General features: G+C 40.1%; 19 protein-coding genes and 1 riboswitch. Of the genes, 4 read left to right on the plus strand and 15 right to left on the minus strand.

Annotated elements, in window-relative coordinates:
* Both ystJ and dnaE read right to left on the minus strand, forming a co-directional pair.
* A complete protein-coding gene (gene ystJ / locus IEV18_RS07900) occupies window positions 1-1,254 on the minus strand; it encodes an NADP-dependent malic enzyme (RefSeq protein ID WP_188391850.1) in 1,254 nt (417 codons plus the stop codon).
* 262 nt (window positions 1,255-1,516) lie between these two features.
* Entirely contained in the window at window positions 1,517-4,876 is a 3,360-nt protein-coding gene (gene dnaE, locus IEV18_RS07905) for a DNA polymerase III subunit alpha (RefSeq protein WP_188391851.1), read from the minus strand.
* 175 nt (window positions 4,877-5,051) lie between these two features.
* Between dnaE and ytrH the strand changes: the two genes are divergently transcribed.
* The 3 genes from ytrH to IEV18_RS07920 all read left to right on the plus strand — a co-directional run bounded on the left by ytrH (window position 5,052) and on the right by IEV18_RS07920 (window position 6,184).
* On the plus strand, window positions 5,052-5,384 hold the full coding sequence (gene ytrH, locus IEV18_RS07910; protein WP_188391852.1) for a sporulation membrane protein YtrH: 333 nt from the start codon (window positions 5,052-5,054) through the stop codon (window positions 5,382-5,384).
* Window positions 5,384-5,890: a sporulation membrane protein YtrI gene (gene ytrI / locus IEV18_RS07915; protein ID WP_188391853.1), complete on the plus strand. Its 507-nt coding sequence runs from the start codon at window positions 5,384-5,386 to the stop codon at window positions 5,888-5,890. The genes ytrH and ytrI overlap by 1 nt, the downstream gene beginning before the upstream one ends.
* Window positions 5,891-5,989: 99 nt before the next feature.
* Window positions 5,990-6,184 (plus strand): YtzJ family protein, encoded by a 195-nt coding sequence (locus tag IEV18_RS07920; protein ID WP_188391854.1) that lies wholly within the window; start codon window positions 5,990-5,992, stop codon window positions 6,182-6,184.
* 17 nt (window positions 6,185-6,201) lie between these two features.
* On the opposite strand, the gene IEV18_RS07925 is transcribed toward IEV18_RS07920, so the two are convergent.
* Window positions 6,202-7,170 carry a DHH family phosphoesterase gene (locus IEV18_RS07925; protein ID WP_229733593.1) on the minus strand — a complete coding sequence of 323 codons (969 nt, stop codon included), beginning with the start codon at window positions 7,168-7,170 and terminating at the stop codon, window positions 6,202-6,204.
* 99 nt (window positions 7,171-7,269) lie between these two features.
* Here IEV18_RS07925 and IEV18_RS07930 point away from each other — a divergent pair, with 99 nt between their 5' ends.
* Complete coding sequence (locus IEV18_RS07930) at window positions 7,270-7,569, plus strand: YtpI family protein (protein ID WP_188391855.1); 300 nt, start codon at window positions 7,270-7,272, stop codon at window positions 7,567-7,569.
* A 53-nt stretch (window positions 7,570-7,622) separates the two neighbouring features.
* Here IEV18_RS07930 and IEV18_RS07935 read toward each other — a convergent pair whose 3' ends face one another.
* From IEV18_RS07935 to IEV18_RS07985, 12 genes are all read right to left on the minus strand, one after another.
* Window positions 7,623-8,927: a DRTGG domain-containing protein gene (locus IEV18_RS07935; protein WP_188391856.1), complete on the minus strand. Its 1,305-nt coding sequence runs from the start codon at window positions 8,925-8,927 to the stop codon at window positions 7,623-7,625.
* A gap of 70 nt (window positions 8,928-8,997) precedes the next feature.
* On the minus strand, window positions 8,998-9,228 hold the full coding sequence (locus IEV18_RS07940; RefSeq protein WP_188391857.1) for a hypothetical protein: 231 nt from the start codon (window positions 9,226-9,228) through the stop codon (window positions 8,998-9,000).
* A gap of 94 nt (window positions 9,229-9,322) precedes the next feature.
* Window positions 9,323-10,795 (minus strand): pilus assembly PilX N-terminal domain-containing protein, encoded by a 1,473-nt coding sequence (locus IEV18_RS07945; RefSeq protein WP_188391858.1) that lies wholly within the window; start codon window positions 10,793-10,795, stop codon window positions 9,323-9,325.
* 1 nt (window position 10,796) lies between these two features.
* Window positions 10,797-11,237 carry a PilW family protein gene (locus IEV18_RS07950; protein ID WP_373281898.1) on the minus strand — a complete coding sequence of 147 codons (441 nt, stop codon included), beginning with the start codon at window positions 11,235-11,237 and terminating at the stop codon, window positions 10,797-10,799.
* Window positions 11,238-11,239: 2 nt separating this feature from the next.
* Complete coding sequence (locus tag IEV18_RS07955) at window positions 11,240-11,674, minus strand: type IV pilus modification PilV family protein (protein WP_188391860.1); 435 nt, start codon at window positions 11,672-11,674, stop codon at window positions 11,240-11,242.
* A gap of 304 nt (window positions 11,675-11,978) precedes the next feature.
* Window positions 11,979-13,373 carry a pilus assembly PilX N-terminal domain-containing protein gene (locus tag IEV18_RS07960; RefSeq protein ID WP_188391861.1) on the minus strand — a complete coding sequence of 465 codons (1,395 nt, stop codon included), beginning with the start codon at window positions 13,371-13,373 and terminating at the stop codon, window positions 11,979-11,981.
* A 10-nt stretch (window positions 13,374-13,383) separates the two neighbouring features.
* Complete coding sequence (locus IEV18_RS07965) at window positions 13,384-13,887, minus strand: hypothetical protein (RefSeq protein ID WP_188391862.1); 504 nt, start codon at window positions 13,885-13,887, stop codon at window positions 13,384-13,386.
* Window positions 13,884-14,279, minus strand: coding sequence for a PulJ/GspJ family protein (locus IEV18_RS07970; RefSeq protein ID WP_188391863.1), 396 nt, complete (start codon window positions 14,277-14,279; stop codon window positions 13,884-13,886). The genes IEV18_RS07965 and IEV18_RS07970 overlap by 4 nt, the downstream gene beginning before the upstream one ends.
* Window positions 14,280-14,333: 54 nt before the next feature.
* Complete coding sequence (locus tag IEV18_RS17440; protein ID WP_268235417.1) at window positions 14,334-14,462, minus strand: hypothetical protein; 129 nt, start codon at window positions 14,460-14,462, stop codon at window positions 14,334-14,336.
* A gap of 214 nt (window positions 14,463-14,676) precedes the next feature.
* Window positions 14,677-14,760, minus strand: a riboswitch (cyclic di-GMP riboswitch).
* A gap of 198 nt (window positions 14,761-14,958) precedes the next feature.
* The gene (locus tag IEV18_RS07975) at window positions 14,959-15,711 is read right to left on the minus strand and encodes a prepilin peptidase (RefSeq protein WP_188391864.1); all 753 of its coding nucleotides are present in this window, start codon (window positions 15,709-15,711) and stop codon (window positions 14,959-14,961) included.
* Window positions 15,712-15,817: 106 nt separating this feature from the next.
* The gene (locus tag IEV18_RS07980) at window positions 15,818-16,216 is read right to left on the minus strand and encodes a hypothetical protein (RefSeq protein WP_188391865.1); all 399 of its coding nucleotides are present in this window, start codon (window positions 16,214-16,216) and stop codon (window positions 15,818-15,820) included.
* Window positions 16,217-16,444: 228 nt separating this feature from the next.
* Entirely contained in the window at window positions 16,445-17,125 is a 681-nt protein-coding gene (locus tag IEV18_RS07985) for a metal-dependent hydrolase (RefSeq protein WP_188391866.1), read from the minus strand.
* Between the last annotated feature and the right edge of the window lie 136 nt (window positions 17,126-17,261).

Genomic DNA, 17,261 nt, shown 5'->3' on the forward strand with positions numbered 1-17,261 from the left:
TCACTCCTCCAGCTGATTGCCTTCTTTTAACAACGCTAATTTTCTCGTACGCATTGCAATTTCTTCCGGATCGATTTCCCGCCGGGCAACCCCGGTTTGCAACGCTGCTTCCGCAACACTTTTCGCAACTGCAGGTGCTACCCGCGGATCAAAAGGTGCTGGAATGACATAATCTTCATTCAGTTCTTCTTCTGGAATTAATCCTGCAATGGCCTCGGCAGCAGCAATTTTCATCGCTTCATTAATTCTTGTCGCCCGAACGTCTAATGCACCGCGGAAAATTCCAGGAAATGCAAGAACATTATTTACTTGGTTAGGGTAATCCGACCGGCCGGTACCGATTACCTTTGCCCCGGCAGCTTTGGCGTCTTCCGGCATAATTTCAGGTGTAGGATTGGCCATAGCAAAAATGATCGGATTATCGTTCATTTTTGCAACCATTTCTTTTGTTAGTGCTCCACCTACCGAAACACCAATAAACACGTCGGCACCTTCAATCACTTCATCCAGGCTGCCTTCAATTTTGTTCAGATTTGTAAAAGCTGCGACTTCGTCTTTCACTGGATTCATCCCATATTTTCTCCCGGCAAAAATTGCACCACGGGAGTCACACATAATCATATTATGAACTCCTAAGCTCTTTAGCAGTTTAATGATGGCTATTCCGGCTGCACCCGCGCCGTTTGCTACTACTTTAATGGAAGAAAAAGACTTTCCTGTCAGTTTTAATGCATTGATGAGTCCTGCTGCGGTAACGATAGCTGTCCCATGCTGATCATCGTGGAAAATCGGAATATTCGTTTCCTTGCGTAGCCGTTCTTCGATTATAAAACAGTTTGGAGCAGCAATATCTTCCAAGTTCACTCCGCCAAAGGAAGGCTCCATTAATTTTACGGTCTCTACAATTTTGTCAACCTCATTCGTATTTAAGCAAATCGGAAAAGCATCCACTCCGGCAAAGGTTTTGAATAATACCGCTTTCCCTTCCATCACCGGAAGTGACGCTTCTGCACCAATATTCCCTAATCCGAGAACTGCAGATCCATCACTGACGACAGCGACCGAATTTCCTTTCATCGTATAATCATATACGGTTTGCACATTTTCATGAATTTCTTTGCAAGGCTCGGCAACGCCCGGCGAATAAGCCAAGCTTAAATCTTTCGCGTTTCGTACCGGTACTTTCGATTGAACCGTCAATTTCCCCTGATGAATTTTATGTATGTGCAGCGCTTCATCTCTCAAACTGGACATGAACTATATTCCTCTCCTTTACCATTCAACATTTACGGGAGCGACGCAAACTATGTTCGAATAAAGAAATATCATGGATATAAATGCAATGAAAAATGCAGGTCAATCCCGTGTTCCCATATGAAAAAGTGTCATTACAGTGGTCAGACCACTATAATGACACATTATAACAGATGGAGGCCTTCTGTAAAGTATTGTATCTTTGAAAAGGAAAAATTATCCTTTTGGAATCTCACAAGCATAAATGTTTAGCGGGCGCTTGTCAGCTCTCGTTCTGTTTAGCTTTCTGCAGCACGACATTGTCCTCGCCGAAGTATTGTTTTAGATCCTGGATGCATTCATAATTTGGCTGGACTGCAAATTCATAGGATAATTTGTATGTTTGTTTTTTGTCCTGCTGATAAATATAGATGTCTGTGCTGCCCGGATGGTTAGAGGCAATTCTTTTTAAAATTGTTAACGTTTTTTCATATTCATCCGAAGAAACCCGGATAAATAACCTTGTTTTTTCCGATTCATATAAATGTTCTTCTTTAAACAAAGAAATATCATCCAGCACCCATTGCAGCTTATTGTTGCGCTCCTCTATTTTTCCCACTATCGCAACAATCATTTCTTCTCCCAGCCACGGACTGACACGGCGGTACAATTCAGGGAAAATAACTCCATCCGCATCATCCGTTTCATCACTCAGGGTGATAAATGCCATCGAGTCGCCGCGTTTTGTCCGAATCGTTCTTATCGCTTGAATGGAACCGACACTTTTCACCTTTCGTTTACCAACGAGGTCTCCCATTTGCTGCAAAGTAATGTAGCCATTTTTTCGAAGGAGCGGACGGATTTCCTTCAACGGATGGCTAGAGACATATATTCCGAGCAGCTCTTTTTCATCAGCTAATTTTTTGATTAAACTAAAATCATCCATTGGAACATAGTCCGCTTCGATATCAATTTTATCCTGAAACAGACTTGGCTGGTCCTGAAATTCCCGAAACAACTCGCCTGTGTCCATCGCTTTGTCTAACGTTGCAAGCAGACTTGCTCGATTGGCATAAACCTGATCAAAACAGCCTGTAAGGATTAAGTTTTCAATTGACTGCCGGTTGACGATATCGGTATTGACCCGTATGCAAAAGTCAAATAAATTGCGGAATGGACCGTCTTTCCGTTTTTCTAAAATTTCCTTCACCACGTTGTGCCCGAGCCCTTTAATGCTCGAAAGCCCGATGCGGATATTGTTCCCTTCGACGGAAAATTTGCCATAGCTATGATTAATGGAAGGCGGCAGCAAATTGATGCCCATTTCCTTCATTTCCTTTATATATGCTGGCAATTTTTCCTGCTGATTCCGTAATGAACTTAATAATTCAGCAAAAAAATGCTCCGGATAGTGGGCTTTCAAATAGCTAAGCTGGTAGGAAATTTTACTATAGGCAACAGCATGGCTCCTCGGAAAACCGTAATTGGAAAACTTTACAATCCAGCTGAACAGTTCTTCGGCAATGCTGACATCGTATCCATTCTGAATACATCCTTGAACAAATGATGCCTTCAATTGCTTCATCAGATTTGCGTTCTTTTTGCTCACCGCCCGGCGAAGAATATCCGCCTCCCCAAGGGAAAAACCGGCCATCCGGTGGGCGATTTGCATAATTTGCTCCTGATAAACGAGAACACCATAGGTGGATTTTAAAATCGGTTCTAAGTCGGGATGAGGGTACGTCGTTTTTGCCCGTTTATGCTTCCGGTCTATATAGACAGGAATAAAATTCATCGGTCCCGGCCGGTATAGGGCATTGACGGCGACGATATCCTCAAAATTTGTCGGTCTCAGCTCCTTTAGAACTTGTTTCATCCCTTCCGACTCCAGCTGGAATACTCCGTTCGTCAGTCCCTTACGCAATAGGGCGAAAGTTTTTTCGTCATTTTCCGGAATCTGTTGAAACGTAAAATCGGCATCCGACCTATATTGGATCGACTTCATTATTTTTTCCAGCAAAGTTAAATTGCGCAGACCGAGAAAATCCATCTTTAAAAGGCCAATTGCCTCTAATTCATTCATGGCAAATTGGGTTAAATACGTTTCCCCGGTGCCGCCAGCTGTGAGCGGAACATAATCGGTAAGCGGAGCTTCGCTAATTACTACCCCGGCAGCATGGGTGGATACATGTCTCGGAATCCCTTCCAGCTTTGCCGCAATGGAAAACAGCGCCTTTAGCTTCGGAGAACTTTTCACCAATTCCTGGAGAGTTTTAGATTCCTTCAAAATTTCTCCGATGGATTGTTTCGTCTGCTGCGGAATTTCCTTTAGAATAAGGGTGCGGTCATTCCCATCCACGTCCATTGTCTTCATTAATTCTCTAATAAGGGAGCGGGCTGCAAATGTTCCGAATGTAATTATTTGCGCCACATGGTCTTTTCCGTATTTATTACGGACGTATTCAATGACCTCGTCCCTCCGTTCATCGGAAAAATCGACGTCTATATCCGGCATTGTCTTCCGTTCCAGATTCAGAAACCGTTCAAACAGCAATTCGTTGTCCAATGGGTCCACATCGGTAATGCCCAACACGTAGGCAACGATGGAGCTGGCGGAAGACCCCCGGCCTGGGCCGACAAGGATGTTTTGCTCCTTCGCAAATCGGATGAAATCGGCGACAATCAAAAAGTAATCACTAAACTTCATCGATTTAATCACATTCAGTTCGTATGTAAGCCGCTCTTTTACTTCATCTGTTATTCGGTCATACCGTTTCCCAACGTGCTCCCAGCAAACTTTCTCCAAATAAGAATGGGCATCCGTCCCGTCTGGTACGGGAAAGGACGGCAGCAGCTGCTGATGAAAGGGTATGTCTACGTGGCATTGTTCTTTAATCCATTCCGTTTCCGCAAGAATTTCCGGCCATACTTGCTGAAACAGTTGTTCCATTTCCAGCGGATTCCGGAGATGTTTTCCCGTCAGTTCCTGGCTTGACAGTTTCATATCCCATGGAGTTCCCCTTTTCATCGCCAGCAGCACGTCAAGAGCATAAACATCTTTTTCTTCTAAATATTTCACTTCAGTGACGGCGGCTGCCTTCGTACCGTAAGTTTCTTTCATTGCCTTCAACACTTGAACGAATCGCTCCCGGTTCCGGTCTAGACCGAGATAAAAATGCCCATCTGGAAATATAATTTCGATAGGATGGATGTATTGATGCAGCTGCTCTAACGTATTCGTCAAGACCCGCAACTGTACATTCGGATTGGCAACCGGCAGGATCCCAAAAAGATTCTCGGTATAACTCTTCAAATCTTCTGGCATTAAGTAGTTTTCGTCCTTCAGCATCATCATCGTGCTAATTTTTAACAATGCTCGATACCCTTGATTATTTTTTGCCAGAAGCACACATTCATTTTCTTCCCCATCCAGCATTACCTTTACAGCTAATCCGATAATCGGTTTGATTCCGGCATTTTTGCATGCTTGATAAAAGGGGATTACCCCATACATGACGTTTTCATCGGTAAGAGCGAGCGCATCAAATTGGAGTTCCTTTGCCCGTGTTACTAATTTTTCGATGGAAATCGTACTGTTCATTAAACTGTAGCTGCTTTTGACATATAAATGAGTAAAGGCCAAATGACCTTCCTCCTTTCACCATGTAACGAAGCATCTTCACGTTCGCTTTGAAAAATCCCATTAATTCCATTATACCAAGGAAAAGCGAACATGCATACGGCGGAGATACTTTTCATAACTTGTCTTCCTTTCTCATACAATGTAGTTAACTTAATGGTAAGGGAGAGTCGGACAGATGGAAGAACGTTTTTTCGCTACATTTATCCATTGCTTTTTTATTGCTTTTGGAGTTATTATCGGAGGATCGATTATCGGAAGCATCGGCTCCTTTGCCACTGGAGAAGCGCCGTTAACTGCAATCTCCCGCTTAGCTAACAGCCTTCGTATTTGGGCGATTGTTGCTGCCATCGGCGGGACCTTTGATGCCATCGAAAACTTGCAAAAAGGATTATTTGACGGTTCTACCATCGACCTCGTAAAACAGGCATTATTGATATTATCGGCGATGGGCGGCGTCAAGACTGCCACCCTCATCATCGACTGGCTCATTCAGGAGGATGTCACTTAATGCACATTCCACCATATCATAAAAAGCCGTCCTGGCAGCTATTTATGGCAGGCTGTGCCATTGGCGGAATTATTGCTTATATCGTTCTATTATCGATGTACGGGAAAATGTACGAAGGGTTAATTGAAGAAAATGTAAAACAGCAAGCAGAAATAAATGATTTAGAGCGGCAAAATGAGGCGCTGCTAAAAGATAAGGAAGATTTAAACGAGAAAGCAAACGAACCCCGGGTAGTCGAATCGATAGTCGTCCAAATTACAAATTGGGACAGTTTGCGCCTTGACCGGCTCATTATCCACCAGCTGGAAGAGCTGATTAAAGAAGAAATAAACTATATTGTCGGCCGGGACGTAGAACTGATCAGCGAGATGGATGAGCTGCTTATTTCCACGATAGAAAATAAAGCATTTACCGTCGATGATTTTACATATTATTTTCAAGTGGAAAAGCTGACGATTGCCAGGAAAGTAAAATTATCGGTTTTTGCAGAGCTGGACGGGCCATAATGTGAACATTTATTGAAATATCTGAGGATTCTGTAGTAAACGGATTAATTTCTATTATACTGAAAGTAGAAGGAAAATAACAAAAAGGAGGAAGAGAAGATGATTATCCATCAGCGGAGTTTACGGGACCGAAAAATAGCACAGCTGAAACAAGGGAAAAATGCATACGCCGAATCAAAGGAGCTCATCCGGTTAATTAAACGGGATATTGAAAAAGAACATTTAAACGTCCTTTGTGAAGAAACGAATAACGGATGCTGGTTCATACCGTTAGATGAACGGAAAACAAGCTGAAAAAAAGTGATGATTGGTCAAGAATCATCACTTTTTTTTGCCTCGGAATAGGATAAGCATACCGCTTCCAAATCTTTCGTAAACTCCTCCGCTTCAACCCAGGAATTAATTTGCGCACCAGAAGCTAACGGATGGCCCCCCCCATTATATTTTTCCGCCACCTTATGGATGGCAGGACCTTTTGAGCGAAGCCGAATACGGATTAAATCGTCTTCTTCAATAAAGAAAGCCCATGCTTTCATTCCTTCGATTTCTCCTAATACATTGACCAATTGACCTGTTTCATTGGCACTAACTTCATATTTCTCCAAAATATCCTTAGTTAGCCGGACGGTGCATACCCCAGAAGGTTTTAGCTGAAACGTCTGCAAAATATATCCTTTCAGCCGGGCAATCCGGTCCTTTTCCAAATATAAAGACTGATAAAGTCCTGTTCGGTCAAAAGGGTATGTCACCAGTTCCGCGGCGATTTGAAAAGTTCTTTGTGTAGTGCTCGGAAATAAAAATCTTCCCGTATCCCCGACAATCCCTGCATACAATAAACGGGCCGCTCTCTCGTTCATGACGAGCCCTTCCGATCGTCCCGCCAAATACAATTCATAAATCATTTCACTGACGGAACTGGCATTTGGATTTTCCCAGCGGATATCGCCATATGCATCGACAATCGGATGATGGTCAATTTTTATCAGCCTGCTTCCTAGTTGATAACGGTCGTCATCAATCCGCGGCTGATTCGCCGTGTCACATACGATAACTAGCGCATCTTTGTAGACATTATCCTCAATATGATCCATCGTAATAAGAAAAGATAAGTCCGGGTCATCCTCTCCGACCGCATATACTTTTTTATCGGGGAAAGAAGCTTGAATAATCTCTTTCAGTCCCCCTTGGGAACCTAAGGCATCCGGGTCCGGCCGTACGTGGCGGTGAATAATAATCTTTTCATATTCTTTAATTGCTTGAATGATCTCAGAAATTGGCATCGATATTCTCCTGTTCATCAAATTGATTTAATTCTAGCAAATATCACGAAAAAAAGTTACAATTGGTATGGCTACATAGAAAAAATTAGGAGAGATTAGATGATTATTTTTACAATACTTATTATATTTTCTGTCGTATTCTATGTTTATTATAAAGTTGCCATTTTAAAGAGTAAAGATATCCTCGAACAAAAATACTTTAACGGGAAAGCAAGATTATGTCTTGGTGCTTTTCTGCTATTTTTTGCCATCAATCAGTATGTATTTTACAAAACCCAGCTTTCCTTATTTATCGGGATTATCTTTATCGCCCTTGGTACACTCCATATCGTCCGGGGTTATAAAGAATCGAAACACTACCGGAATGAATTTCGGCGTTTAAATCCAAGCAGCAAGTAAGCAAATGGAAGGGAACCCCCCTTTTCTCACTGGAAAAGGAGGGTTCCCTTTGCTTATCGGTTAATCAGCTGTGCCATAATCATCCCTTTTCCGACTAAATCTTTCTCATGGAATACTTCCACATCCAGTTTGGCGAAGAGCCTTCCCGCATCGATGATTTTCGGTTTAATAATTAATTTGCTATCAATTTGCACCGGTTTATTAAAATAGACGGTAATATTTTCAATGGAAATATTCGCCTTCCGCACCCGCTGCAGCAGGCGGGAGCTGGCTTCCGCCATTAAGGCAGTAAAGACACTGTTGGAAAGAGTTCCCAACTGATTCGTCATTTGCGGCGTAACTTCTGTTTCAAAGACATCTTCATCTTCCTGACTCTGTTCCACATTGCGGCTGACAATGTCATCAATCGTTTCTCCGACTTGCGGCTGCCGCTGAATTTGCTGCATTGCTTTTAATACGTCTTGCCGGGAGACGACCCCTTGTAATTTATAGTTTTGATCCACGACCGGAATGACTTCTATTCCTTCCCATACCATCGTGTGGGAAACGGAGGCTAAAGAAGTTTTCGACTGGGCGACTTGCGGCTTTTTGCTCATTACCCGGTCAATCGGAGTGTCCGGATCCTTCCCGACAATGTCTTTCGAGGAGACCATCCCGACAACCCGCATCGAACTATCGACGACCGGAAAACGGGTATGGGAAGAAATTTTGTTCAGCTCATACCATCGGGCAACCGTCTCTTTCGTTTGCAAATAATACGTTTCTTCAAAGGCGGTCGCAATATCTCCGACGAAGACGATTTCCTTTTTAATTAGTTGGTCGTAAATAGCCCGGTTGATCATGGAGGCGACGGTAAACGTATCATAGCTGGAAGAAATAATCGGCAATTCCTTTTCATCAGCTAATTGTTTAATATGTTCCTCTGTATCAAATCCTCCGGTAATCAATACGGCGGCCCCTGCTTTTATCGCCAGCTCATGGGCTTTCACCCGGTTTCCGACAATAAGCAAGGAACCTGCTTCCGTGTAGCGCATCATCGCATCCAGCTGCATGGCGCCGATGACAAATTTACTCAATGTCTTATGGAGTCCGTCCCGTCCTCCCAACACTTGTCCATCCACGATGTTTACAATCTCCGCAAAGGTGAGACGTTCAAAATTTTCCTTCTTCTTTTTTTCAATTCGAATCGTTCCAACCCGCTCAATCGTGCTTACTAACCCCTGGTTTTCCGCTTCTTTAATTGCCCGGTAAGCAGTGCCGTCACTGACACGTAAATCTTTAGCGATTTGGCGGACAGAGATTTTTTGACCTACTTCTAAAGACATAATGTGCTGTAAAATCCGTTCATGTTTTGTCATTGTTTTTCCCCGCCTTCATCTGTACTATATCATTTATTAATTTTTATTATACAGATGAAGGAGAGAAAACTCAAACATTGTCTGCTTCACGGCTTCTCCTTAATTCCTTCTGTTCCATAACTGGCGGCAAAGTCATTTGTAAAAGCGTCGATAAATTCGCCCCTACAACAAGGACGAAAAAGCCAAGCCAAAGTGCCCAAAAGAGACGCTCCATCGTCGTAGCCGCCATCGGGATAACCGGCCAAGCGATATACAGGAAAAAACCTGCTAGCAACAGCCGGAGAATGGCGTATTGGCGCATAAGAAAATCCTCCTTTCATTAAGAACTTATGAATGAAAGAAGGGAATGATAACTGAATATTCTATGGATCCAAAAATACTAGTTTTACTAAACACTAGTTTGTTTCTAACAATGGCTCCTTTGTAATAATTACTTCTCCGCTGCCAAGTTGTTCACCCGATATCGGCCCTTCCTTTATTTGAGGATCAACATATTCCAAACTGCCACCGCCGCTTATAGCAAATGATCTGGCAATGACAGATCCTTTGATATTCCCCCCGCCTGAAAGAGTGAAATCAGCATTCGGAGCTAATATTAAAGGCGCCTCAGTCCAATTCCCCCCGCTCACACTTATTTCCTTGCCGCCGGTAAATAAATTACCTATAAATCCCGATCCTCCTGTAAATTTAATATCCGCATCTTCCGCAAATAAAGAGCCATTAATGACTTGGCCGCCGCTTAACTTAACTTCTTTGTGTTTTTTAGGATTATTCGAACCTTTTAAGAAAATATTTAATTTATTTACTTTGCCATTTTTGTTTACCGAGCTGGCACTTCCAAAATTCATTTCACCGGTTACATAAATGGTTAGCCCGCCTCCTCCGATAATATTGATGTGGCCATTTTGGATGTTTAAATCTTTTACAACGATTTCCTTATCTGAAGTTCCAATATTTATATTTAACGTATTGTTTCGTTTTATTTCAATGTTATTGAATTGCATATTGTCACTCATATTTAAAGTATAATTATTTGTAATCCAATCATTTACTAAAAGATCGCCATTCTTAATTACCGCTGATTTATTCCAGTCGTCTTTTTGGATAATTACATCATCTGGTATCCTATAGGAAGGGATTTCCGGAAATGGCGGCAGTTTTGGCATTTCTCCAAAATCTTTCCCCTCTGCATCCGGAACCATTGTCATCCAACTTGGTTTATCGACAGCCAGTTTCTCATAACCAACCGGTACATAAATTTTTCCGTCAACTCTGGCTCCGCCGCCTGCTGTAATGCTATTTGGCTGAGAACTTAATGTGGCTATATCTCCTTTTATATAGCCTCCTCCCGCTAAATTTATATTATTGCTGACAAATAGAGCCATGTCAGGAACGCCGCTTTTTGACGCCCATTCCACATAAAACTTCTGTTCTATTGTTCTCTCTTCCTCAATAATTCCTGTCGAAATAATTTTATATTCTCTTGGATTCCCTTCATTTAATTCTTCTACATTGATAATTGCTTTAGGGTTTTTTCCAAAAACTTGTTCAAAATTCGTATAAGGGGCTCTTTCACCGGTAAGTTCAGAGGTAAGGGTAGAGAAAAAACTATATTCATTATCGGTTCGGCTGTAGACATCGTGAATGGTTTCTTTGACGTTAGCCATTTCAACGGTTAACGCTGCTTCAGCAATATAAAAGGCTGACTGGCTGTCCCGTTCAATGGACGAGATGTTTAAGGAATTGGATGTAACATTTAGAAGTGTCATTCCGATTATAGATGTGATGACCATTACCAATACAGTTCCTAAAAGGGTGAACCCGGAACTATTTGTATACAATGATTTTCTGCTCCCCCGCTTATTCACTTTATTCCCCCCCTCTAATCACTATTTCCGTCTCAACCGTCTTCTGTGGACTCTCAATGATAAGAACCACCGATCGATTTCCGTTTTCATCATTTTTCATCTCAACGTAAAACCGATCTATATTTGTTGCTATTGTAGTGTTTTTCTCATTGACAATGGAACGATTGCTCGAATTGTAGACAAACTCTTTTCCATCTGAAAATTTTATGGCCGAACGGCTCTCAGAAACTTCTTCGACTTCTGTCGTTCGCATTTTTTTCGTAATAATTTTTGCAGCATATGTTACGTCAAATAACTGTTTTGCCTCAGCTGATTGATTGCTGTATTGATCTTGTATCGAGATAAAAACATTAAAAATCATTAACATGATGATTGCTGTTAACGTCATACCTGCTAATAATTCAATTAATGTTAATCCTTTTTCCTCTCTTAACCAATTCACTTTCAATCAGTTCTCCACAATATAGCATTTTCCATTTTAGCCTGAATGTTATCGTCACCGTTATAAACTTCTAAAATAAGACGGTTCATATTTTCCTCCAATTGTTGTTTTTGAAGTTTTACTACAATTTTAAAGTCTGAATTGCTGTCATTTTTTTCGAAAATAATCCAGTCGTCAATATTAGCTACTTTGTTAAAGTTTAAATCAGCTAAAGCATCCTCTCTTTTACTATAAGACGTGTTTTTGCTATAAGAATAAATTCTCTCCATTTCTGTCTGCGCAATATAAGTAGCGTCGATAATAGTTTCGGAACTATTGTTTACTTTCGCAGTCTGAATAAACATAGAAAAAAACATGATTAATATAAGAGATAAAAGAACGATGGAGACAAGAACTTCAATAAGCGTTAAACCCTTTTCTTTTTTGAATTCAAACACGTCCAAAATCTCTCCGTTCCGCTGGGGCTTTTTCGCAAATGCTATATTGCTTTAATAGATTTAACCATATATGCAAACAATTCTGAAAATACACTAAAAAAAATCCTATTTTAAACTATTGATAATAAATAAAATTATTAGTATAATGTACCTAGTAAAATAGTATATATAACTATTATTACCTTTAGTATAATTAATACGTTCGTATTATACAATGATAAAATAAAAAGTATTACATCAAGAAATTTCCGTGAAACGATCAGATGTAATACTTTATTATTTGTGATTCCAAATTAAATAAACATTATTTTATTGATCTGCCTTTAGGAACTAATCGATAATTGCTGATAGAAACCGCATCATCTATAATTTTATACTCATCCAGATTTACTTCTCCATGCACTTTGCCTTCCTGCGCGTTCATCAGCGTTCCATTCTCAATGAACTCTGCACCGCCTTCCGCATAGAAAAAGCCTGGAAAGCCGTTCTTGCAGCCGGTGATGTTTTCAAACGTAATTTTCCCCTTTGTAAAAATGCGAAAACTATAATTCTCATTTTTTAATTGAACACAACTATTTCTGATTTTTACATTTCCATGTACATATATATCCAAATTGTTTTCCCCTGAGTAAATACTGTTGTTTCTTTCGCTAACTATGATATCTGTGTCTGTAATTAGCAAGTCTTCTACCGCTACAACTTCGCCTATTAAACCTAAACTGCTTCTTCTTCTGTTTTTTTCATCACCTATAATCATGGTCCGGTTCACAAACAGTCCTTCACTAAAGGAAAAATATCTTCGAGCTGCTTTATCCTCTTTTTCTTTCTTGATCATTGCATTACCTAGTACGGCCAGCTTTTTAAAATCGATATCGCGATAGCCATCAACTGTTATAAGCCCAAGCAAGTTTAATGTTCTGTAATAGCCATTGATTAAAACATTGGTATCTTTCGGATTATTTAGTTCCAGAACATTTAATCTTGCCGATTCATTGAGTACATTCAGATTGAGCAAAACACCCTTCCGCGTAGCAATAACCCGTTTGTTTTCCATTAATTTGAATCGGTCGCCGTCACCTAAATTAAGTTCTAATAACCCTCCTAATAATTTTAAGCCGATAATCGAATCATTTGGAACGATATAAAATTTATCATCTATTCCGCTTGAACTGATTAACGATGCACTTAATAATTTTCCTAACCCAAGACTTAAGACCGAATTCCTGGCAAAATTCACGGCAACTGTGTCATCTTTATTGAAATCAGCAAGTTCAAACTCTTTTTCTTCAAAATTCACATCAAAATGCAATTCATAAATTCCTTCCAATGTCGTTTCCGTACCATTCGCCACGCCTTTGCTTTCCACGGAAATGATTGAACCTTCCTTTTCAACATTAACAATGATAGACTGTTCCCGTTCCCCTTCACTGCCGATTACATAAATCGGGGCATCCTCCATCTCATACTTTTCCAAAAACTGTTCTATGCTCATGTCTTCTTTTTGAAATTCTTTTTCAAAATCCTTTTCAAAATGGGTAAGGGCGCTTTGGGCTAAGTACCGTGCTTGCATTCTGTTTTCCGTATTAACCGTTAGCTTTTTCTCCGTTGTGACTTGTGCCATCACACTCATTCCAAGAACAGAAAATAGCGTAATTACGACCAAAACTAAGATTAACGTGGAGCCTCGTTCATCTTTCATTGTTTCACCCTCAATCCATTTCTTCCGCAGGCTTACGGAAAGAAACTTCATTTTTCAGTTCCAGGCTTGTTTCTGATTTTTGGTCTTCTATCATCATTTTAATAATTACCGTATCATTCTTTACTGTTATATTCGAAGCGTCATTGCCGCAACAGGGGAATTGATAATGGGATAAAGATTTGGATTCATTAGGACCGCTTTTTATGTACGCTTGATGATTTTTAAATCCTAAAATTGTTTCTTCGCCAGATAAATTAGTAACTTTAATTAATATCGAATCGCTCGTTGATTCTTCAATTTCTACTTCTGTTCCTTCATAAATGTGCCGTACGAACGCTGACATTACATAATTAGCATCGTTGTGCAAGGAAACATCTTTGCTCGTCTTTTCGTAACTGTTCATTCCGCCGAGCAAGTAGTTCATTATAATGATTGTAATAATACTTAATATGGTAAAAGAAGAGAGCAGTTCAACGAGAGTAAGGCCCTTTGATGATGTAAGCAGTTTTTTCACAGGTCCATCAGCCCTTTCACGCTGCTCTTGTCCGTCCCGTCATTATCCGTTACATATACTTCAACGAACGATAAATCGAGATCCGATGGGGTTACTCTAATCTCCACCTCGTAACGCTTTTTGTTTAATTTGAAATCATATCTCCCTATACACTCATCGTCTGCACAATTTCCTTTATTAAAAGTTCCAGCTCCTGTTACTTCCGGATACTCTCCATGCTCTATTCTCTCAAACACTGTCTGGGCAATGTTCAACGCTTCCAGTTTCATTTCACTTTCTGTCGTTTCTCTTTGGGCATGAATAAAAAACTGAAAAAAACTCGTTCCGATAATAAATAAAATCGTGACGGAAGCCAAGACTTCTACTAAAGTAAAACCTTGATTTTTTTTCATCTTAATCACTCTTTTTATTCATTTTCTTCTGGAGATTGTCAGAAGACAGGAGAATCACAATTCTTGGTCATAAAAGAATGTGACGATATTCACATTTGCAACAATAATTTCTGTCGGTTCTTCATTAATAATCAATTCTTGTTCTGCAGGCTTTTGGAAATCCAGATTGCCTACAAACATCATCTGCAAGCAGCAAAAGCAAGAATAGGATATTTTTACTAATTCCTTTCATCGAAAGAATCCACCTTTTTTCTTATCCTTAATTACAACTAAAAGAATATTTAGTTCCAAAAGCGAGTGTTATAAAAATAATTAGGTATATATAACTATATGATTACAAAAAGAATCAAATAAAATAAAGGGCCGTTTCAATATTGCATCTACAAAATCTATGACAATACGAAAAGGCCGGTTGCATCAGTAACTCCTTACGACTCAGATGCCCAAATACGAATCGCAATTCATCGTTTGCTCTATGAAGTTATTTCTAATTCTATCCTATCAGTCTGTTAAAAAAGTCACAACAATACGATAAATTTTTCACAATTCCGCAATACCTTTTTTACAAACTTTTTACAAAATCATATCTTCCAAGACTTATTATCTAGGAAATATTATTCATCTTTTTTATTAACGATATTATACTATAGGAAATGGGAGAAATGAATACAAAATTTTATTAAAATTTCAAAAAGTACCAATGTATAATTTGTTCACCGTAAAAATAAGTTATAACTGCTGCGGCAACAATGTACGGGCCAAAGGGTACCGGCTGTTTCCGCCTAATTATTTTCAATAGCATTAAAATGATTCCGATTACTGCGCCAAAGAGGCAGGCAAAGAAAAAGGCAAGGAGAACCTTTTTTGTTCCCAGGACGATTCCTAATAGGAAAAATAGTTTCATGTCCCCTGCACCCATTCCGCCCCGGCTCAGCAAAATGATAACGAAAATAATTCCGGATCCTGCTAGTGCACCGGCAACAGATGACCACCATGGTTCAAGAGGGATGATGATTCGCAATATAATAAATGCAGGAAGGAAAAACAATAATATTTTATTCGGAATAAGCATATAACGGATATCCGAAACAAAAATAATCATAAGCATGGAAATAAATAAAAGCGCGGTCAGCAGTTCCAGCTGAAAGCCAAGCTGCATATAACACAGAACAAATAGAATACCGGTAAACAGTTCTACCGTTGGATAAAGCAAAGAAATTTTACTTTTGCATGAACGGCATTTTCCTCCTTGCAGCATAAACGAGATGACAGGAATCAGTTCATACCAGGCCAATTCTTTGCTGCAGGCAGGACAACGGGACCTGTCATTGGCGAAAGGCTCCTCCTTCGGAACCCGTAAACCGACCACATTAAAAAAAGAACCAAATATCAAACCAAAGATAAAAAGAAAGACAATGAACAATACTTCCATATGCACTGCTCCTTCTGTTTATACTCTATCTATTGTATCAATTTTTTTCGGACTCGGAATATTTTCGTGCACGAAAAATCCCGACACAATATGTGTCGGGATTTTCCTATCTCCGTTTTTCGTCACACATCCTAGTATCATACGTTAAAATTAAATTTTCCATATCGTCTAAATCACATTGGCCGCCTTTGGATTTTAGTTCAACTCCGTATCCGCCGGCATTTTTATACACTCTCGCAACGACGTATTTCTCATTCTCCCACGGGTCAGTCATATCTCCGATATTCAATTTTTCATAGGCATCGATTCCCTCTTCGGTAATTTCCCATCCTAAATTTTCAGCTGACTTGGCAGCGGAAATAATTTGCAGCGCATTGGCGATATGGGCTTCTTTTTTCGTATTTTCCATCGCTGTAACGACAATAATAACGGCACTGACAGCTACAATTGCTAGAATAACTAAAATGAAAATTGCCCGTTGTTTTGAGGATTTTAACAGATTCAATTCTTTACCTCCTACTATGTAACAACAATCGATGTACAATTCAAACAAATTATTCCGATTCTGCAACTCTTTCTTAATAGTAACAATGGAAAAATTTCGTGTCAACGGCAATAAGTCTATCTCCCCCACCTTCACAGTGTAGAATTCCCAATTTATTCACAATTGGAATAGAAAAAACAAACTCCTTGAGCACGCCATATGCAGCATGCTCAAGGAGTTCCTCTCTTGCTATAATTCGAGGGCTTCTCCCACTTCCATTACTTTTCCTCTGCCGGTTTTCACCTTTTCCGCAAAGGCGTGCGGATCTTGGGCAATGACAGGGAATGTATTGTAATGAATTGGCACGACGATGTTTGCTTTTAACCAATCTGCAGCAACGAGGGCGTCTTCCGGACCCATCGTAAAGTTGTCGCCAATCGGAATAAAAGCTACATCGATATCGTTCATCTCACCGTACATTTTTAAATCGGTAAATAATGCGGTATCACCTAAATGGTAAATTGTTTTTCCTTCCGCAGTGAAAAGAATTCCTCCCGGCATCCCGCCGTAAATTAATGTACCGTCCTCTTCTTCATAGGAGGAGCCGTGAAAGGCTTGGGTAAATTTTACCCGGCCGAAGTCAAATTGACGGGAACCGCCAATATGCATCGGATGTACATTTAATCCCTTTTTCCCTAAATATTCTGCCAGCTCATTCGGTGCCACGACAAGGGCATTGTTTCGTTTGGCAATATCGACCGTATCCCCGACATGGTCATTATGGGCGTGGGTTAATAAAATAGCGTCGGCTTTTACCGATGAAGCATCCAAATCACATAATTCATTCCCTGAGATAAATGGATCAATGAGAATCGTATGGGTTTTCGTTTCAATCTTTACGACAGAATGGCCATGATAGGAAACTTTCATATTTCCACCTCTCCTTTACACTACGTATTGTCAAAAGTTTTTAAGTAAAACCTATTATTATTGCCTATATAATGCGTTTTTATACAAAAAAACTTGCCACCCCCTTAAATTTAGGTTATTTATGAAGTAACCACAC

Source organism: Compostibacillus humi (assembly GCF_014637175.1).
In the GTDB taxonomy this organism is placed as follows: domain Bacteria; phylum Bacillota; class Bacilli; order Bacillales; family Amphibacillaceae; genus Oceanobacillus; species Oceanobacillus humi.